The organism is Kribbella pittospori, assembly GCF_004331465.1.
Classification (GTDB): Bacteria; Actinomycetota; Actinomycetes; order Propionibacteriales; family Kribbellaceae; genus Kribbella; species Kribbella pittospori.
In genome coordinates, this window is record NZ_SJKB01000006.1 from 302839 (window position 1) to 319343 (window position 16505).

Genomic DNA, 16505 nt, shown 5'->3' on the forward strand with positions numbered 1-16505 from the left:
GCCCGTCGCCCGACCGTGGCTGAACAGTGACCTCAGCCTGCAACACCCAGCCTCTCGTGGGCCGTCCTAGGACGGAAACCACGAGAGAGGGGCTGGGTGATGAGGCGGATCAGGGGTGCCGTGGTTGGAATGGCGGCGCTGGGGATCGTGTTGCTGGCGGGTTGCGGGGGCAGCAGCAACGACAGTAGTGCCGAAGGCATGTCCGCTCCCGCGCAACGGCAGGACGGCGGCAGCGGCGCCGGCGACAGTGCGAAAGAGGCCGAGGGTACGTCGGGGAGCGGCGCACCGAAGGCGGCGGGGAAGCCGCAAGAGCAGCCGAGCGTGACCCGCGCGATCATCAAGACCGGCTCGCTCACGGTCGAGGCCGATGACGTGAACGGCCAACGACAGAAGGCGATCACAGTCGTCACCTCGCTCCGCGGCCAGGTCGCGTCCGAGGACACCGGCAATAATGCCGACGGCAAGATCACTCAGGCGAACCTGGTGCTCAAGGTCCCGACCGCGTCGTACGAGACCGCTATCCAGCGCCTGTCCGAGCTCGGCAAGCGGACCCAGATCCACCAGGAGTCCGCCGACGTCACCGAGCAGGTGGTCGACGTGGAGAGCCGGATCAACTCCCAGCGCGCGAGCCTGGAGCGGATGCGCACCCTGCTCGCGAAGGCGAACACGATCGGCGAGATCGTCTCGGTCGAGACCGAACTGACCCGGCGTGAGGCGGACCTTGAGTCCCTGCTGGCCAAGCAGAAGAACCTCTCCCTCCAGACCGAACTCGCCACGCTGACGCTGACCCTGACCGAGACGGGCAAGCCTCCCGTCGCGGAGGACCCGGATCGTGGCTTCCTGGCCGGGCTGAAGGGTGGCTGGAGCGCATTCGTCGCGACGTTCTCCGCACTGGCGACCGCACTCGGCGCGGTTCTCCCGTTCCTGGTGCTGATCGCGCTGATCGGCTTACCGCTGTGGCGTAACCGGCACCGTCTGCGCCGTCAGCCTGCCCTTCCGCAGACTCCGGACGGCGGGCAGTAGGTCAGAGCAGCGCGCCGGCCAGAGCCCGGTAGGCCTTCGCACCGGGCGAGGCCGGCGCGGTGCTGAGCACGGTCTCCCCGATCGCGGGCGCCTCCGCGAACCGGATCGACTTCGGGATCGACGGCTCCAGCACCTCCAGGGAGTACGTGTCAGCGATCGTCTCCAGCACCGCCCGAGCGTGCGTCGTACGGCCGTCGTACAGCGTCGGCAGGACGCCGAGCACGTGCAGGCCCGGATTGCTCAGCCGCTGTACGTCGTGAATCGTGTCAAGTAGTTGCCCTACGCCACGATGCGCGAGAGTCTCGCACTGCAAGGGAATCAGGACCTCGGACGCCGCCGACAGCCCGTTCACGGTCAGCAGCCCGAGGGTCGGCGGGCAGTCGACGATGATCCAGTCGTACGACGCCCGCAGCGGGCGCAGGGCGGTCCGCAGCATCTGCTCCGGGCTGGTCTCCTGCGCGATCCGCACCTCCGCGGTGGCCAGCTCGATCGTGGCCGGAAGCAGGTCCGCTCCGTCCTCGAGCTTGACCAGCACGTCCCGCGCCTTCACGCCGCCGAGCAGCACCTGGTAGATCGACGTCTCCAGATCCTCGGGGTCGATGCCGACCGAGAATGTCAGGCACGCCTGCGGGTCCAGATCCACAAGCAGCACGCGCTGGCCCAACTCCGTCAGGGCAGCGCCGAGCGTCGCGACGGTGGTCGTCTTGGCCACCCCGCCTTTCTGGTTGGCAACTGCCATGGTGCGAGGCACCCGGCCATTGTGCCGTACCGGCGACTACCCTCTTGACTTGTGAGTACGCCGCGCACGTTGACGCTGCCCGACGGGGTCCACCCCGCGACCCTCGACACCGATCGGGGCTCCTTCGCCACGCTCATGGCGGTGCCGAAGTACGGTACGCCGCTCGGCACCGTGCTGCTCGTGCCCGGGTGGACCGGCAGCAAGGAGGACTTCACTCCGCTGGTCGACCACCTGTGCCGGTACGGATGGCGCACGGTGGCGGTCGACCAACGCGGTCAGTACGAGACCCCCGGGCCCACCGAGCGGTCGGCGTACACGCTGGAGGAGTTCGGCGCCGATGTGGTGGCGATGAGCAAGGCGCTCGGCGGGTACAGCCAGTTGGTCGGGCATTCGTTCGGTGGACTGGTCGCGCGGGAGGCCGTGCTGACCGATCCGTCGGTGTTCTCGACGATCACGCTGCTGTGCACGGGTCCGGCGGCGTTCACGGACGAGCAGAAGGTGCAGGGGCTGCAGATGCTCGCGTTCGGGCTGGACAACCTGCCGATCGAGCAGGTGTACGACCTGAAGCTGGAGCACGACAGCAAGGTGCCCGGGTACGTGACGCCGCCGGACGAGATCGCGGCGTTCCTGCGCAAGCGGTTCACCAGCAACAACCCGGCCGGCCTCGCCGAGATCACCCGCCGCCTGATGGACTCCGAGGACAAGACCGACCGGCTGGCCAAGTCCGGCGTTCGCACGCAGGTCGCGTACGGCGCCTCCGACGACGGCTGGCCGATCACGGTCCAGGCCGACGTCGCGGAACGCCTCGGCATTCAGGCCGAGATCATCCCTGACGCCGGCCACTCCCCTGCGATCGAACAGCCCGCCGCGACCGCACGGCTCCTGGTCGACTTCTTCCATGACCGGACCTTCATCGACTGACGCCGGTCAGGCTATTGGTTGGACCGCCGGCTTGACCGTCAGCAGGTTGAGGCCGACGGGGGTCAGCGCGGCCTTCACTGCCTCGGTGTAGACGACGACCTCGACCTCAGCGCGACCTCCGCCCGGAGTCGACGCCGACGTCATCTGGATGCCGAGCTCCTGGCCGGCCGTCAGGTTGGTCAGGGTCTGGTAGATGCGGTTGACATCGCCGCGGCTGAGCAGCGCCCGGGAGATGCAGAGGTTGCCGTCGAACACCTTGTCCAGGGAGCTCCGGAACACGGCGAGGTCACCGTGGGCGACACCGACCTGTACGACGATCGGCTTGCCCCGGCCGTGGCCGTCCGGATACTGGACCAGTGGTTCCGCGATCTGGGCGCTGTGCGCGTCGAGGAAGGCCAGGACCGCGGGTGCGTTGAGGTTGTTCGGCTTCGACACCCAGCCGCCCTGCGGCGCCTTGCACGGCAATGGCGGGATCTGGGTGGCGGGCGGCACGACGTACGCCTTCTGCTCCTGGACGTCGATGGATCGGTTGCCCCAGATCCCGATCAGCGTCGCGGTCCCCCGGCGTACGTTCTTGATCGTCTTCGCGTCGCCGAGCCGGTCGAGGTCGACGCCCTTGAGCTTGACGGCGATGTTGGCCGGGCAGCTGGGCGCGGGCTCCTGACCGGGCGGATAACCGATCAGGTCCGTCGGGTGCGACGGGCAGAACACAGGCTCCTGACCTGGTACGGCGATGACCTCGCCGCTGGCCTGGACCTTGTCACCGGCGCCGACCAGTAGCTTGTCGTTCACCGGATCCGGTTGGGTGACGCCGGCCATCGGCGTCTGTTGGTTGCCCTGGGCAAAGGATTGCTGGGTGTCACTGGTCGCCGGCGGGACGGCTGCCGGGTCCTGGCCGCCGTCCGGGAGGACGGTGAGCGCGGCGGCGGCGATCGCGGCGACGCTGGCGGCGGCCAGCGCCGGCACCCAGCGACGGGGACGGCGGCGACCGCCGAGAATATGGTCCAAGTCTGGCTCGGGCGCCGACGGCTGGTCCGCGCGCCACCGCGCGCCGGCCCGCGTCAGCAGGTCGTCGACCTCGTCGGTCGGGTTCATTCGCTGACCTCCAGCAGGGTGCGCAGGCGGGACCGCGCATCGGACAGGGTGGACTTGACGGTGCCTTCGGAGCAGCCCATCACCGCGGCCGTGTCGGCGATCGACAAGTCGGCGAAGTAATAGCAGTCGACTGCGAGGCGCTGTCGTGCCGACAACGAGGTGAGCGCGTGGTCCACATCCATCCGGGCATCCAGATCCGGCCGCGACACCGGCCGGTCGTGCTCGTCGAACTCCCCGGCCGGCCGCAACCGCCGCGCCGCCTTCCGGGCCTGGTCCGCGGTGATCGCGAGCAGCCACGCGGACGGCGTACCGCGGCTCGCGTCGTACTGACTCCGCTTGGACCACGCCCGCGCCAGTGAATCCTGCACGATGTCGTCCCGGTCGGCCCCCACCGCGAGCCGCCCCGCCAGCCGGGCCATCGCGGGCAGATGCGGGCGCACCCACTCGACGAACCCAGCCCCGTCCGCCGGCGGACCCACCACCACAGCAGGCTCATCCGTCATCGTCGGCATACCCTGTCTACCCCCGAATCCCACTTCCGGTTGGGTCCCTACCCGCAGTTCAACGACCCCACCACCCCCAAGTCACCCTCCCACCCCACTTCGTAACCTGCCCGAGTTATCCACAATTCGCTCGAACCCGCCCCACAGCCCCTCCCTCGGTCACTACCGTCGAAGAACCACGACCTGGGGAGATCAGATGCCATCCGAGCCGTCCGAGTTGCACCGAGCCTTCGCTGCGCACGGCGAGCTCGATTGGGGCCAGAGCCTGGTGTCAGTGGCCGACATGGCCAGGATGCACGGCCGGCCCGCGGCGGAGAAGAGCATGCGGCTGCTCGCCGAGGTGACGGCGATCGAGCCTCAGGTGACCGCGGACTTCCTCGACTCGCTGCCCGCGTCGGCAGCGCCGTACCAGCTGAGCCGGCGCGTCAAGTCGCCGGAGTCCCTCGCCCGAAAGATCCAACTCTGGGAGGAGCTCGACCGTCGGTTCCCGATCGACGACGTGCTGCGATACACCGCGCTGACTCGGACACCCGACGAGCTGGTCCGTGCGGCTCGACAGACTGTTGACGAGCTCAACCGCCGCGGTTGGCAGGTCACCTACGCCATGCACTCGTACAGCGAAGGCTCCCGGTACAAAGGCATCCACGCATACCTCGCACCACCGCACGGTCCGCGTGTCGAGGTGCAGTTCCATTCGGCTGCGTCGGCGAAGGTCAAGGAGGCAACGACACGCTGGTACGAGATCGATCGCAGCGACACCGCCACGCTCGCAGAGCGGACCGCCGCGCGACAGCGGTGCGTCGACCTGTCAGCCACACTCCAGCCTCCGACGGGGATCGACGGGCTGACACGGCTCGGCGGACGAAAGGTCGCAGTCAATAACTACAGTGACTCCCGGCAACCTCCGCGGTATCAGGCTGGTCCGGCGCCGGACCACGAGCTACCTGTGGCGCAATCCAGGACACTAGACAGGAACGACGGGATCACGCGATGAAGCTCTATCTGGTGAAGGAAGAGGGGCGGCGGGTGTGGGTTGCCGCGTTGGCGCACGAGATGATGTATTCGTACGTCGCCAATACGGGCAAGTTCCATGCGAACAATGCCCTGCGCAACGACTTCTACGCGGAGCGGTGGTTCACGTACGAGGACATCGGCCCGGCTGAAGCCCGCCGGCTGATTCAGGCAGGCGTCGGCACCCTCGACGAGACGGACCATGCCACTGCGCTGCAGAAGTGGCGCTCCGACCCGGACCCCCAGGACCCCTCGGACGTTCTCTCGATGGCTGCGGGGCATAACCCCTGATCAGTGGCGGGTGGGGGTGTAGAGCTGGGTTATGACGGATTCGATGGTGGGTTCGGCTACGGAGAGGTCTACGAGGGGGTAGTTGGCGGCTATTTGGGAGAGGAGGGGCGCGGCGCTCGTGGTGGTGGGGAAGGTGAGGTGCTGGCGGGGGCCGTCGACCTTTACGACGGTGGCGCCTTGGATTTCGATGGGTGGGAGGGACGTGGCCAGGTCGACGACGAGGGTGCGAGGCGCGGACTGGCTGGCGCGGAGGCCGGTGAGGGTGCCGTCGTAGATCTGGTGGCCGTGGTCGATCACCATGACGCGGCTGCACAGGGCTTCGATGTCGTCGAGGTCGTGGGTGGTGAGGATGACGGTGGTACGCCGTTCTGCGTTGACCTGGGCAAGGAACTCGCGCAGCCGCGCCTTGCTGATCACGTCCAGCCCGATCGTCGGCTCGTCGAGGTACACGATCTCCGGGTCGTGCAGCAACGCGGCTGCGATATCACCGCGCATCCGCTGACCCAATGACAGTTGACGAACCGGTACGTCGAGCAGTTCGCCGAGGTCCAGCAGTTCGACGAACGTCGCGAGGTTCTCCCGGTGCCGCGCCATCGGAACGTCGTACATCTTCTGCAGTACGGCGAACGAGTCCTTCAACGGCAGGTCCCACCACAGCGTCGTACGCTGCCCGAACACGACCCCGATCCGCTTGGCCAGCTTCAGCCGGTGGCGGGACGGGTCCACCCCGGCGACGCGGATCGTGCCGCTGCTCGGGACCAGGATGCCGGTCAGCATCTTGATCGTCGTGGACTTCCCGGCGCCGTTCGGCCCGATGTAGCCCATCACCTCCCCCGGCTCGACGCTGAACGACATCCCGTCGACGGCCCGCACTTCCCGGCGAGTACGACGGAATCCGGACCGCGATGTCACGGTGAAGGCGCGGGACACGTTCGACAACTCGATGACTGCCACTGCTCAGCTCCCTGTACTGCGGTAACGACGGAGACCGCCCCGCCACGCCAGTGACGCCAGCGCGACCATCGCGACGGCGACCAGCGGGGACAGCAGGCCGATCCAGGACGGCAGGCCCAGCGGGGCCGGCTTACCCAGCACGTACAGCACCGGGTAGTAGTTGACGAAGGCAAGCGGTATGACGAACGTGACGGCCCGGACGATCTCCTTGCCGAAGACCGACAACGGGTACTGCGTCAGCGTCTGACCGCCGTACGTGAACGAGTTGGCCAGTTCGGCGGAGTCGATCGCAAGAAACTGGAACGCGGCGCCGAGCACGAAGATCGCCGCGAAGATGATCGACCCGGTGATCACCGACAGCACCAGCACGACGACCTTGGCCGCCGTCCAGTCGAGCTGAAGGTTGCTGAGGGCAAACGCCAGTACGACGCCGGCCTGCAGCGGCCGCCCGATCCGGCGCAGCGCGAACCCGTCCGAGGCGGTCTGCAGGAACGCCGGCACGGGCCGGATCAGGTAGACGTCGAGCGTGCCCGTGCGGATCCGCTCGCCGACGCGCTCGATCGACCCGGTGAACAGGTCCGCCACCCCGAGCGTCATCGAGGCCGTTGCGTAGAGCAACGCCATCTCCCCGAGGGTGAATCCGCCGAACGCCTCGATGTGGCTGAACATCAAGACGATCGCGACGAAGTCCATCACCGTGATCAGCATCGAACTGACCAGCATCAGCACGAACGACGCCGGATAGGCCAGCGACGATCGGATCCACATCAGGACCAGCATCCAGTACTGCGCAGGAGCCCGGCGGAGCCGCTCAACCACCTTGGATCACCACCTTCCGGGTTGCCAACGACGTGGTGAGCTGGCCGGCCAGCATCAGCACGAGGAGCCAGCCGAGCTGGAACAGCAGTGCCGAGCCGATGCCGTCGGGACTGCGGCCGAGCCAGATGTCGATCGGCACCTGCAGGGTCGCGGCCCACGGCGTCGCCCGGGCGAACTCGCCGATCCAGCCGGGGAACACGACCAGCGGCAGGATCGTCCCCGAGAAGAAGCAGGACAGCACCAACGCGAGCTGTTCCATGCCGCGCGTGTCGGTGATCCAGAACCCGGACAGCGCGACCAGATAGCGGATCGTGAAGCTCACCAGAATCCCCAGCACCAGCCCCACCGCGACGGCCAGCCAGGTGATCGGGTTGCTCGGAAACTTCAGGTCGAACACCAGCGCACCGACCAGCAACGGCGCACCGCCGCGGACGACCAACTGGAACATCGCGCGACCGAGATCGACCGACAGCCACCACAGCAGCAGATGCGTCGGCCGGTACAGGTCGACCGCGATCTCACCGCTGCGAACCCGCTCGCCCAGCTCGACCGTGGTGGTCGCGCCGAAGATCCCGATCGGCATCAGCAGCCCCTGCTGCAACCACACGAACGTCAGCGCATCGGACACGTCGTACCCGCCGAGCCCGGGCCGCTCGTGCCACAGGGTCAGGTAGATACCGCACAGGATGAACCCGAACACGGTATTGGTGAACGCGCCGGACGCGGTCGCGATCCGGTACGTCGAGAAGCGCCGGAACGACCGTACGCCGATCGCCCAGTAGACGCCCACGGCAACCTCCTCTCCAACTTCGAGGTGGTATCCGGACCCAGCGGCACGCAGAACTACCCCGAATCCGACAGGACCGGGGGGTTCGGACACCACTGTGACGGCATGGCTGAACCACACCATTTTCAAGGCAAGGATCGGACAGTACGCCGGACTTCGGGCAACCGTCAACCGGATTCTTCGGGTGGTGTTCCCGCAGGCGCGTGTGTCCCCCACGCGCCGCTACGCGTGCTCCTGCGTCGAGCGCTTCGCTGGCCCTCCTACCCGCCCGACCTTCCTACGGGTGCTGCCGCCCCCTTCACGTGCGCGGCTGCCGCCGCTCCTGCTGCGCGCTGCCGCACGGTTAGGCGGTGGGCGTTGATCGGGCGCGGAGATGCGGCTGCAGGTGGTCGGTCGGGACAGGGCGCAAGCCGTGGCGGTAGCACGCGGACTCGAACGGACGGCGGTAGTAGGCGCGACCGCGCGGCAGCAGCACACGGCACCACACCACGCGGCGGGCGGCAGCACACACGACCACGCGGTAGCCGCGAGGTGGGAGGCGGCGGCAGCCGCGCACGGAAAGCAGGAGGCGGCGGCAGCCGCGCACGCAAAGCAGGAAGCGGCGGCAGCCGCGCAATTGAAGGGGGCGGTAGCACGCGTGGGCTGGGCAGGAGCGCCGGGGTAGCGGGCGACGGAGGAGCTCGCCAGCGGTGCGTGGGGAACAAACCTACCGGTCCGGGCGGGGACCCCTCAGACCTCGCCCGGACCGGGATTGGGGGTTAGCTGATTTCGGCTTCGAGGACTCGGTTCAGGAGGGAGGCGAACGGGGCCGGGTGGCTCGAGTAGCCGGCGTGGCCGCCGGGGAAGGTTACTACGGGCCAGCCGAGGCGTTCTGCGATGAGTTGGATGGGGCGGCCGGGGAGGAGTTCGAGCGAGTGTAGGCCGGCGGCGGGGACGATTCGGTCGGCGACGGTTTTCAGGGCGTCCAGGTCTGGCTGGTAGCGGGTGAACGGCAGGAGTTTGTGCTGGTAGAAGTTGCTCGCGTTGGCTTGCATCCGTTCGGCCAGTTCGCGGTACTCCGGCAGCAGGTCTTCCAGCGGCGGCATTGCGTCGTCGTCCATCCCGGTGCCCATCATGAACAGCACATCGGCCGCCGCGACCCCGTCGGATTTGTGGGTGTCGTGCACGTCCTCGAAGAACGCGCGCGCGTCCTCGGCGTCTGGCAGCACCTCGACGCACGGCGGTTCGTGGGCGACCAGCATCCGTACCCGGTCCGGGTGGCGGGCGATCAGCTCAAGTCCGGTGATCGCGCCGGAACTGCTGCCGAAGACGAACGCCGGTTCGTCGCCGGAGACCGCGTCGATCAACGCCAGCGCGTCCTCGGCCGACTGGTCGACGCACTCGTCGGCCGGCTGACCGTCGTACGGGCTCCGCGAGTTGCCACGCGGGTCGTACGCCACCACGGTGTAGTCGGCGGCGAGTTGCCCGACCATCCCGTCGAACACCCCCGCGTCCGTCGGGCCACCGGCGATCAGCAGCAGCACCGGCCCGGTCCCCGTGACCTCGTAGTGCAGCGTCGCCCCCGGTACCGCCAGCTTGTTCACAGTCTTCGCACCCATCAGGCACCCCTCTCTCGTGCCTCCACCCTCGCCTCCCCCGCTGGCACCCCACGCACACGCCGCTGACACGGCCCCCTCAGCCAACCTCAGGCGACGTCAGGCGCGGGTCAGCCGAGGGATTCGTCTGTGGAGGGGATCGGAGAGGTGTCGTCGAGGCCGGACCACGAGTCGCGGGGTGGGGCGGCTCGGCGGCCTTGGGGGCAGATTCGGACGAAGTCGCACCAGGCGCAGAGGGGTGAGGGCTCGGGTGGGAAGGCCTCGTCGGCTTCGGCGGGGGTGAGTCCTTCGCGCCAGCGGGCCTCGGCGGCGGCCGCGTCGTCGGCGATCGACTCGGCGCGGCGCTGGTGGCGGGCGAGCGACGCGTCGTCGTGGTCGGCGCCGGCGACAGTGTTCGTCGGCAGGTGGTGGAGCTCGACCCGCGTGCACGGCTTGTGCATGACTCGGCGCGCGCCCAGGACATACAGCGCGAGAGCGAGCGACGACCGAGCGTCCACCGGAGTCAGCGGGCGCCGGCCGGTCTTGTAGTCGACGATCGCGACCTCGGTCCCGCCGCTGCCGTCCCGCGCCGGGCGCTCGTCGATCCGGTCGACGCGTCCGCGCAGCGACGCCCGCTCGGTGGTGAACGCGACGGTGCGCTCCACCCCGCGCGGCTCGTAGTACGGATCCGAGTCGCGCAGGTACCCGAGCACCATCTCCGTCGACCGTTCACGCCAGTCCAGCGACTGCTGGTCGTCCCGGAAGCCCTCGCTCCGCCAACTCGACCGCATCTTCGCGACCACTTCGTCCGGCGTACGGCGGGCAGCCGGCCACCGACCGAAGAAGTCGGCGAGCACCTCGTGCACGATCGCCCCGACCGTGTTGTGCGCCCACGGCGGCCCCTTCGGCGGCCGCGGCGTCTCCAGATACGTGTACCGGTATTTCCGTTTGCAGTCCGCGAACGTGAGCAGCTTGGTCGGCGTCGCGACGAACAGCCGCGTCGGCATCCCGGGCAGCATGTCGCTCATGTCAGCCCGCCTTGATGAAGTCGGTGACGGCATCGGCCACCAGTTGTACGGCGATCGCACTCAGCAGCAGACCGGCGATCCGCGTGACGAGGAGTACGCCGTTCTCCCCCAGCAGCCGCATGATGATCCCGGAGAACCGCAGCGTCAGCCACATCACCATGTGGATCAGGATGATGCCGACCGAGATCGCCACCACGTCCGGGAGTGCGCCGTTCGCCCGCTGCACGAACACCATGGTTGCAACGATCGCACCCGGCCCGGCCAGCAACGGCGTACCCAGCGGAACGAAAGCGATGTTGACGTTCTTGGTCTGGACCGGGTCCTCGGCGGTGTCGGTCAGCAACTGCAGCGCGATCAGCAGAAGCAGCAGACCGCCCGCAGCCTGCAACGCCGGCAGCGTGATCCCGAGGTGGTGCAGGATCTGCTGCCCGAACGCCGCGAACACCACGATCACGCCGAACGCGACCAGCACCGCCTGCCAGGCGGCCTTCTTCCGGACTGCGCGGGACTGACCGGCCGTCAGCGAGATGAAAACGGGCACGGTGCCGGGCGGATCCATGATCACGAACAGCGTGACCACGACCTCGCTCAGCAGCCCGAGGTTGATGACACTGTTCACGGCAGGTAGGCCTCGGGGACCTGGGCGTCGGTGGCGGCCGCGTTCGCCTTGGCGACCTCGAGCAGCCGCTCGAACTGCTCGGGCTCGGTCGAGTTCACCCCCAGCTCATGATCGATCTTGCCCGCGCCGTGGTGGTCACTGGAGCCGGTGGCGATGATGCCGAGCTCGTCGGCGATCCGGTGCAGCGTCGTCCGGGACTCTGCCGAGTGGTCCTGGTGGTCGACCTCGATCCCGGCCAGCCCGTGGTCTGCGACCAACGCTGCAATGGTGTCCTGCGTCATCACCTTGTAGCTGGACCGGCCCCACGGGTGCGCGATCACCGGTACGCCGCCGGCCGCGCGAACCAGGTCGATCGCGCGACCGGGCTCGATCGCGTAGTGCGAGACGTGGCCGGCCCGGCCGTCGGCGAGGTACCGGTCGAAGGCCTCGCCACGGTTCGCGACCGTGCCGTTGGCGACCAGCGCGTCGGCCACGTGCGGCCGCCCGACGGACGGCGTACCGGTGGCTTGGGCCAGAACCTCGTCTACGGTGAGTGACACGCCGATGCTGTTCAGCCGGGCGACGATCGACGGGATCCGGTCGGTGCGGCCGTCGCGGACGATCCGCAGCTCCTCGGCCAGCTCCGGCTGCGACGGGTCGAGGAGGTAGCCGAGCAGGTGCACGCTGATGCCCCGGAGCTTGCAAGAGATCTCGATCCCCGGCACGAACCCGATCTCCAGCTGCTCGGCGGCCCGGCGACCGTCGGTCCACCCGTCCGCGGTGTCGTGATCGGTGAGCGCGATCACATCGAGGCCGGCCTGCTGCGCGTGCGCGATCAGGACGTCCACCGGATCGGTGCCGTCCGAGCGGTTCGAATGGGTGTGCAGATCGATGCGCACGAGCGGTGAGGATCCCTTCGGTGTCCGTGACCATGTCCGTGATCAGGACATCTGTCACCGCAGATGCTAGCCGCGTTCACTCGCCGGACCTGTCAGTTGTCCCCAGGCGAGCACTATCCTGCCGTCGCATGGATGCCGAGCGGGTCGACTGTGTGGGTGCTCTCGTGTACGACGAGCAGCGCCGGCTGCTCGTGGTGCGCCGGGCCAATGAACCCGGCCGCGGGCTGTGGTCCCTCCCTGGCGGACGGGTCGAGCCGGGTGAGAACGATCCGGCCGCGGTGGCGCGCGAGGTCGCCGAGGAAACCGGTCTGACCGTGCAGGTCGGGGCCATGGTCGGTGAGGTCGAACGCGACGGGCCGAAGGGCCAGCTGTACGTGATCCGCGACTACGAGGCGACCGCGGTCGGCGGCACACTCACTCCCGGTGACGACGCGACCGACGCGAAGTTCGTCACCCGCACCGAGTTCCTCGCCCTGTCGACCACAACTCTGCTCGTTTCCACGTTGGAGCAGTGGAACGCGCTCCCCGGCTGATCAGCAGTTGGTGACCGGGACCCGGCCGGTGGCGAACGCAGCCGGAGTGACCCGCATCAGCGCGCGGAAATCGGCGATCAGATGGGACTGATCGGCGTACCCCGCCCCCGTGGCCGCGGTCGACCAGGAGCGGCGGTCCTGGCTGATGAGGCCACGCACGCGGGCGATCCGGGCGAAATGCTTCGGTGACAGCCCAACGGCCTGCCGGAAGATCCGGCGCAGATACCGATCACTCACACCGAGGCGGCTTGCGGTCTCCCCCACGCTCCGGGGCGACGAGAGTTCCTCCACCGCCTCGCCGATCAACTCGAACCGCTCGGGCAGCCGGCGTGGGAGCCGCTCGAGCAGATGGCTCCCGATGACCGCAACCGCTTGCTCAGGGTGATCGCGATCCAGCCGCTCCGAAAGCCCTGCAGCCGTCGCACACACGTCGCTCAGCGGCACGATCCGGTCGACCAACTCATCGGCGGCAGTCCCCAGCAGCGGCATCGCCCGCCCGGGCCGGATCCGCAGCCGCAGGCAGACGGGCAGTTCCTTGCCCGAGTGGTACGACGCCCTGGTCCGCGGACCCGCGATCAGTACGTCGCTCTCCCCGGCGGCGTTGATCCGCCACACCACCGTGGTCGCGGGGTCCGGTGGGAGCACGATCATCGACGCGTCGCAGCGTTGCAGGGTGATCTCCTCGACCCAGGGCTCCAGTGCGCGCACGGTTCGAGCCTAGCCAGTCGTCGGCCCAGTCCGTAGTACCGAAAGTTCCTATCCAGCGGTACGGCGTACTCCGCAGAGTGATCCCATGATCCTGGTCACCGGTGCCACCGGCACCATCGGAAGCGAGCTCGTCCGTCAACTGGTTGCCCGCGGCATCCCCGTCCGCGCGATGACGCGCGAACCGGGCCGCATGCAACCATCTGCCGGCATCGCCATCACACAAGGGGATTTCGAGGATCCCGCATCGTTGCGGCAAGCAACTGAGGATGTGCGCGAGGTCTTCCTGCTCAGCGCACCGGGGCCACGGGTGCCGGTACACGATCGGGCGATGGTGGAGGCCGCGGCCGAGGCCGGCGTACGGAAGATCGTCAAGTTGTCGGCGATCGGCAGCACTGATGAGGGTATGGCAGGCAACTGGCATGCGGCCGGTGAGCAGGCAGTCCGCGAGAGCGGGCTGGCCTGGACGATCCTGCGACCGGCCGGCTTTGCGTCGAACGCCCTGCGTTGGGTGCCGGCGATCCGCACCGGACAACCGATCCCCAATCTGACCGGCTCGGGCGTGCACGCGTTCGTGGATCCGCGTGATGTCGCCGCCGTCGCGGCCGAGGCACTGCTGTCGGCGGATTGCGACGGGCAGATCTACACGCTGACCGGGCCGGAACTGTTGAGTGTGCCTGATCAGGTAACGCAGGTGTCGGAGGTGCTCGGCCGGGATCTCGCGGTGAGCGACGTACCGCTGGAGGTCGCGGCGGAGCAGATGCGGGCCGCGGGGATGGACGAGGCGGTGGTGTCGGTCGCGATCCGGGGTGCCGAGCTGATCAGGAGCGGTGGCGAGAAGACGCTGACCGCCGATGTCGAGCGGGTGCTCGGGCGCCCGGCCCGCAGCTTCCGCGGCTGGGTGGAAAGCAATCGCGCTGCGTTCGGGTGATCGGCCAGACTGACCCGATGGAGAACGTCGTGCAGGCGATCGAGGAGAACGCGGCCGAACTGCTGATGGCGATGGGGGCCGCCGGAGGTGGTGTGCAGCGGGACGACGCGGCAGCGCGATGGACGATCGGAGGTTCGCCGATCGATTATCACAACGCGGTGGTCGGGGCGACCGGCAAGCAGGTGATCGCGGAATCCCTTGCTGAGCTGAGGAATCACGGCGTACCAGGGACCTGGCACGTCGGTCCGTCGATGCAATCGGGCGACCTGGCCGAGCGATTGGCCGCCGGCGGCTTCGCGTTCGGTGGCAGTGAGCCCGGGATGGCGGTGCGGCTGGACGAGCTGCGTACGCCGGCCGACGTACCAGGGCTGGAGATCACGCGGGTGCGGGACGACGAGGAGCTCGCGACGTGGGAGGCGACGCTCGGGCGCGGGTTCGGCGAGGGCGTGAAGGAGGCTCGGTGGGTCGCCGAGGTCTACCGCAAGCTCGGGTACGGCGATCCGTGGCGCCACTACCTCGGACGGCTCGACGGTGAGCCGGTCGCGACGACCACGATCTTCCTCGGCGCCGGCGTGGCCGGGGTGTACTTCGTGATGACGGTCCCCGAGGCGCGGCGGCGCGGGATCGGCGCGGCGATCACGTACGCCGCCCTCCGCGAGGCCGCCGGCGTCGCGGAGTACGGCGTACTGGGATCGTCTCCGGCCGGGCGGTCGGTGTACGCCGGGCTCGGGTTCCGCGAGTACTGCACGATCGACCTCTACGAGTGGGCGCCAACCGGCTGAGCAACGGCCGCAACTGCGGAGCGTTCGCGGAGCAACAGCCAGGCGTCGAAGAGGACCACCACGGCGGTGAGGCCGTGGACGCCGAGCGCGGTGGCGACCGGCCCGTCGTGGGTCAGGACGACGATCATGTCCGTGACCGGGATGAGTGTGGCGAGCGCCATCACGATGCCGGTGGCACGACGTTCACCAAGTGCGAACAGGACCAGGATGATCAGGCCGTAGACGGTGTCGCGGATCCCCTTCACGGGGAAGTACCCGGCTGCGGTGCCGGTCGGCCAGGGATCGATGCCGAACCCGGCTGCGGCGCTGTGCCCGTCGAACAGGAACCACAGGCCGAACGAGATCGGGAACAGGCCGAGCAGGACGGTGAGCACGGTGACGAAACGACGCATGACTGACTCCTTGATCTAGCGCTGCTAACTTCCCTAGCGACGCTAACACTGCCGTTGCTAGATTGTCTAGCGGTGCTAAGATCCGGTCTATGCCGAGTCAGACACGCAGGGAACGGGCGCGGGAGGAGCGGCGGGAGCTGATCGTCCGGACCGCCCGCGACCTCGCCGAGGCCGAAGGGTGGGAGGCCGTCACCACCCGCCGCCTGGCCGAAGCCGTCGACTACAGCCAGCCCGTCCTCTACGGCCACTTCAAGAACATGGACGCCATCTCCACCGCCGTGGCACTCGAGGGCTTCGACGAACTGGCCGCCGGACTCCGCGCGGGTCGGGAACGCGACGGCCTACGCGGCCTGGCCGAGGCCTACCTGCGGTACGCCGAGGAGCACCCGGCCGTCTACGACGCGATGTTCGTACGACACACAGACCTGCTGTTCGGACACGCCGAGACTCCCGAGATCCTGCGGACGACGTTCGGCGAAATCCTGGCCGTCGTCACCCCCTTCGCCCCCGACGACCCCGAGACCCTCACCGAGGTCTTCTGGAGCTCCCTCCACGGCCTGGCCACCCTCGCCAACAACTCCCGCCTCCGCCCCACCCACCACCAGCAACGCCTCGACCACCTGATCGCCGCGATCAGCCACAGCTGAACCCCTTCGCGGAAACTAATCGCCGCCCAGCGGCGAATTGTTTCCGGACAGCGACGGTACGAAGCGGTTGTCCACAGCCGCCTCGGCGAGGGCCGGCGAAATCCGTCACGCTTGAGCGGATGGACTGGTGGTGGCGGCGACAGCTCGCGGACGAGGGCATCGATGCGCTGATCCACGACCAGCAGCGGATCGTGTCGCGCGTCCAGCTGTCCGCCGCCGGCTGGTCCAAGGCGCGGATCCGGCAGCCGTTGCGGGCTCGACGCTGGCAGACCG

General features: G+C 68.6%; 20 protein-coding genes. 8 read left to right on the forward strand and 12 right to left on the reverse strand.

Annotated elements, in window-relative coordinates; translation table 11 throughout:
- Positions 1-99 precede the first annotated feature (99 nt).
- Entirely contained in the window at positions 100-1023 is a 924-nt protein-coding gene (locus E0H73_RS20865) for a DUF4349 domain-containing protein (RefSeq protein ID WP_131358947.1), read from the forward strand.
- 1 nt (position 1024) lies between these two features.
- Here the strand turns inward: E0H73_RS20865 and E0H73_RS20870 are convergent, their stop codons facing one another.
- On the reverse strand, positions 1025-1774 hold the full coding sequence (locus tag E0H73_RS20870; protein ID WP_202867488.1) for a ParA family protein: 750 nt from the start codon (positions 1772-1774) through the stop codon (positions 1025-1027).
- Between the two features lie 39 nt (positions 1775-1813).
- Here E0H73_RS20870 and E0H73_RS20875 point away from each other — a divergent pair, with 39 nt between their 5' ends.
- Positions 1814-2683, forward strand: coding sequence for an alpha/beta fold hydrolase (locus E0H73_RS20875; RefSeq protein WP_131358950.1), 870 nt, complete (start codon positions 1814-1816; stop codon positions 2681-2683).
- Positions 2684-2689: 6 nt separating this feature from the next.
- On the opposite strand, the gene E0H73_RS20880 is transcribed toward E0H73_RS20875, so the two are convergent.
- The gene (locus E0H73_RS20880; protein WP_131358953.1) at positions 2690-3778 is read right to left on the reverse strand and encodes a hypothetical protein; all 1089 of its coding nucleotides are present in this window, start codon (positions 3776-3778) and stop codon (positions 2690-2692) included.
- On the reverse strand, positions 3775-4281 hold the full coding sequence (locus E0H73_RS20885) for an RNA polymerase sigma factor (protein ID WP_238164134.1): 507 nt from the start codon (positions 4279-4281) through the stop codon (positions 3775-3777). Before E0H73_RS20885 ends, E0H73_RS20880 begins: the two co-directional genes overlap by 4 nt.
- A 196-nt stretch (positions 4282-4477) precedes the next feature.
- Between E0H73_RS20885 and E0H73_RS20890 the strand changes: the two genes are divergently transcribed.
- Together E0H73_RS20890 and E0H73_RS20895 are read left to right on the forward strand one after the other, a co-directional pair.
- Complete coding sequence (locus E0H73_RS20890) at positions 4478-5275, forward strand: hypothetical protein (protein WP_131358958.1); 798 nt, start codon at positions 4478-4480, stop codon at positions 5273-5275.
- Positions 5272-5583: a hypothetical protein gene (locus tag E0H73_RS20895; RefSeq protein WP_131358961.1), complete on the forward strand. Its 312-nt coding sequence runs from the start codon at positions 5272-5274 to the stop codon at positions 5581-5583. Before E0H73_RS20890 ends, E0H73_RS20895 begins: the two co-directional genes overlap by 4 nt.
- On the opposite strand, the gene E0H73_RS20900 is transcribed toward E0H73_RS20895, so the two are convergent.
- The 7 genes from E0H73_RS20900 to E0H73_RS20935 all read right to left on the reverse strand — a co-directional run bounded on the left by E0H73_RS20900 (position 5584) and on the right by E0H73_RS20935 (position 12242).
- Positions 5584-6537, reverse strand: coding sequence for an ABC transporter ATP-binding protein (locus E0H73_RS20900; RefSeq protein ID WP_131358964.1), 954 nt, complete (start codon positions 6535-6537; stop codon positions 5584-5586).
- A gap of 3 nt (positions 6538-6540) precedes the next feature.
- Complete coding sequence (locus tag E0H73_RS20905; protein WP_238164135.1) at positions 6541-7356, reverse strand: ABC transporter permease; 816 nt, start codon at positions 7354-7356, stop codon at positions 6541-6543.
- Complete coding sequence (locus tag E0H73_RS20910; RefSeq protein WP_131358967.1) at positions 7349-8146, reverse strand: ABC transporter permease; 798 nt, start codon at positions 8144-8146, stop codon at positions 7349-7351. The genes E0H73_RS20905 and E0H73_RS20910 overlap by 8 nt, the downstream gene beginning before the upstream one ends.
- A gap of 755 nt (positions 8147-8901) precedes the next feature.
- Positions 8902-9741 carry an alpha/beta fold hydrolase gene (locus tag E0H73_RS20920; protein WP_131358972.1) on the reverse strand — a complete coding sequence of 280 codons (840 nt, stop codon included), beginning with the start codon at positions 9739-9741 and terminating at the stop codon, positions 8902-8904.
- A gap of 107 nt (positions 9742-9848) precedes the next feature.
- Positions 9849-10745, reverse strand: a complete 897-nt coding sequence (locus tag E0H73_RS20925; protein WP_131358975.1) for a RecB family exonuclease — start codon at positions 10743-10745, stop codon at positions 9849-9851.
- 1 nt (position 10746) lies between these two features.
- A complete protein-coding gene (locus E0H73_RS20930) occupies positions 10747-11364 on the reverse strand; it encodes a MarC family protein (RefSeq protein WP_131358978.1) in 618 nt (205 codons plus the stop codon).
- Positions 11361-12242, reverse strand: coding sequence for a PHP domain-containing protein (locus tag E0H73_RS20935; RefSeq protein ID WP_131358981.1), 882 nt, complete (start codon positions 12240-12242; stop codon positions 11361-11363). Before E0H73_RS20935 ends, E0H73_RS20930 begins: the two co-directional genes overlap by 4 nt.
- A gap of 128 nt (positions 12243-12370) precedes the next feature.
- On the opposite strand from E0H73_RS20935, the gene E0H73_RS20940 reads away from it, so the two are divergent.
- The gene (locus tag E0H73_RS20940) at positions 12371-12775 is read left to right on the forward strand and encodes an NUDIX hydrolase (RefSeq protein WP_131358984.1); all 405 of its coding nucleotides are present in this window, start codon (positions 12371-12373) and stop codon (positions 12773-12775) included.
- On the opposite strand, the gene E0H73_RS20945 is transcribed toward E0H73_RS20940, so the two are convergent.
- On the reverse strand, positions 12776-13483 hold the full coding sequence (locus E0H73_RS20945) for a helix-turn-helix domain-containing protein (protein WP_131358986.1): 708 nt from the start codon (positions 13481-13483) through the stop codon (positions 12776-12778).
- Between the two features lie 85 nt (positions 13484-13568).
- Between E0H73_RS20945 and E0H73_RS20950 the strand changes: the two genes are divergently transcribed.
- Together E0H73_RS20950 and E0H73_RS20955 are read left to right on the forward strand one after the other, a co-directional pair.
- The gene (locus E0H73_RS20950; RefSeq protein WP_131358989.1) at positions 13569-14411 is read left to right on the forward strand and encodes an NAD(P)H-binding protein; all 843 of its coding nucleotides are present in this window, start codon (positions 13569-13571) and stop codon (positions 14409-14411) included.
- A 17-nt stretch (positions 14412-14428) separates the two neighbouring features.
- Complete coding sequence (locus tag E0H73_RS20955) at positions 14429-15193, forward strand: GNAT family N-acetyltransferase (protein ID WP_131358992.1); 765 nt, start codon at positions 14429-14431, stop codon at positions 15191-15193.
- On the opposite strand, the gene E0H73_RS20960 is transcribed toward E0H73_RS20955, so the two are convergent.
- The gene (locus tag E0H73_RS20960) at positions 15169-15585 is read right to left on the reverse strand and encodes a DUF4267 domain-containing protein (protein ID WP_131358995.1); all 417 of its coding nucleotides are present in this window, start codon (positions 15583-15585) and stop codon (positions 15169-15171) included. The genes E0H73_RS20955 and E0H73_RS20960 overlap by 25 nt on opposite strands.
- A gap of 89 nt (positions 15586-15674) precedes the next feature.
- On the opposite strand from E0H73_RS20960, the gene E0H73_RS20965 reads away from it, so the two are divergent.
- On the forward strand, positions 15675-16232 hold the full coding sequence (locus E0H73_RS20965) for a TetR/AcrR family transcriptional regulator (RefSeq protein ID WP_131358998.1): 558 nt from the start codon (positions 15675-15677) through the stop codon (positions 16230-16232).
- The last annotated feature ends 273 nt before the right edge of the window (positions 16233-16505 follow it).

What these genes read in the sequence shown, in the direction of transcription:
- E0H73_RS20865 (WP_131358947.1), top strand. Translation starts at nt 100, where the DNA reads ATGAGGCGGATCAGGGGTGCCGTGGTTGGAATGGCGGCGCTGGGGATC.
- E0H73_RS20880 (WP_131358953.1), bottom strand. Translation starts at nt 3,778, where the DNA reads ATGAACCCGACCGACGAGGTCGACGACCTGCTGACGCGGGCCGGCGCG.
- E0H73_RS20885 (WP_238164134.1), bottom strand. Translation starts at nt 4,281, where the DNA reads ATGACGGATGAGCCTGCTGTGGTGGTGGGTCCGCCGGCGGACGGGGCT.
- E0H73_RS20890 (WP_131358958.1), top strand. Translation starts at nt 4,478, where the DNA reads ATGCCATCCGAGCCGTCCGAGTTGCACCGAGCCTTCGCTGCGCACGGC.
- E0H73_RS20895 (WP_131358961.1), top strand. Translation starts at nt 5,272, where the DNA reads ATGAAGCTCTATCTGGTGAAGGAAGAGGGGCGGCGGGTGTGGGTTGCC.
- E0H73_RS20920 (WP_131358972.1), bottom strand. Translation starts at nt 9,741, where the DNA reads ATGGGTGCGAAGACTGTGAACAAGCTGGCGGTACCGGGGGCGACGCTG.
- E0H73_RS20925 (WP_131358975.1), bottom strand. Translation starts at nt 10,745, where the DNA reads ATGAGCGACATGCTGCCCGGGATGCCGACGCGGCTGTTCGTCGCGACG.
- E0H73_RS20940 (WP_131358984.1), top strand. Translation starts at nt 12,371, where the DNA reads ATGGATGCCGAGCGGGTCGACTGTGTGGGTGCTCTCGTGTACGACGAG.
- E0H73_RS20950 (WP_131358989.1), top strand. Translation starts at nt 13,569, where the DNA reads ATGATCCTGGTCACCGGTGCCACCGGCACCATCGGAAGCGAGCTCGTC.
- E0H73_RS20955 (WP_131358992.1), top strand. Translation starts at nt 14,429, where the DNA reads ATGGAGAACGTCGTGCAGGCGATCGAGGAGAACGCGGCCGAACTGCTG.
- E0H73_RS20960 (WP_131358995.1), bottom strand. Translation starts at nt 15,585, where the DNA reads ATGCGTCGTTTCGTCACCGTGCTCACCGTCCTGCTCGGCCTGTTCCCG.
- E0H73_RS20965 (WP_131358998.1), top strand. Translation starts at nt 15,675, where the DNA reads ATGCCGAGTCAGACACGCAGGGAACGGGCGCGGGAGGAGCGGCGGGAG.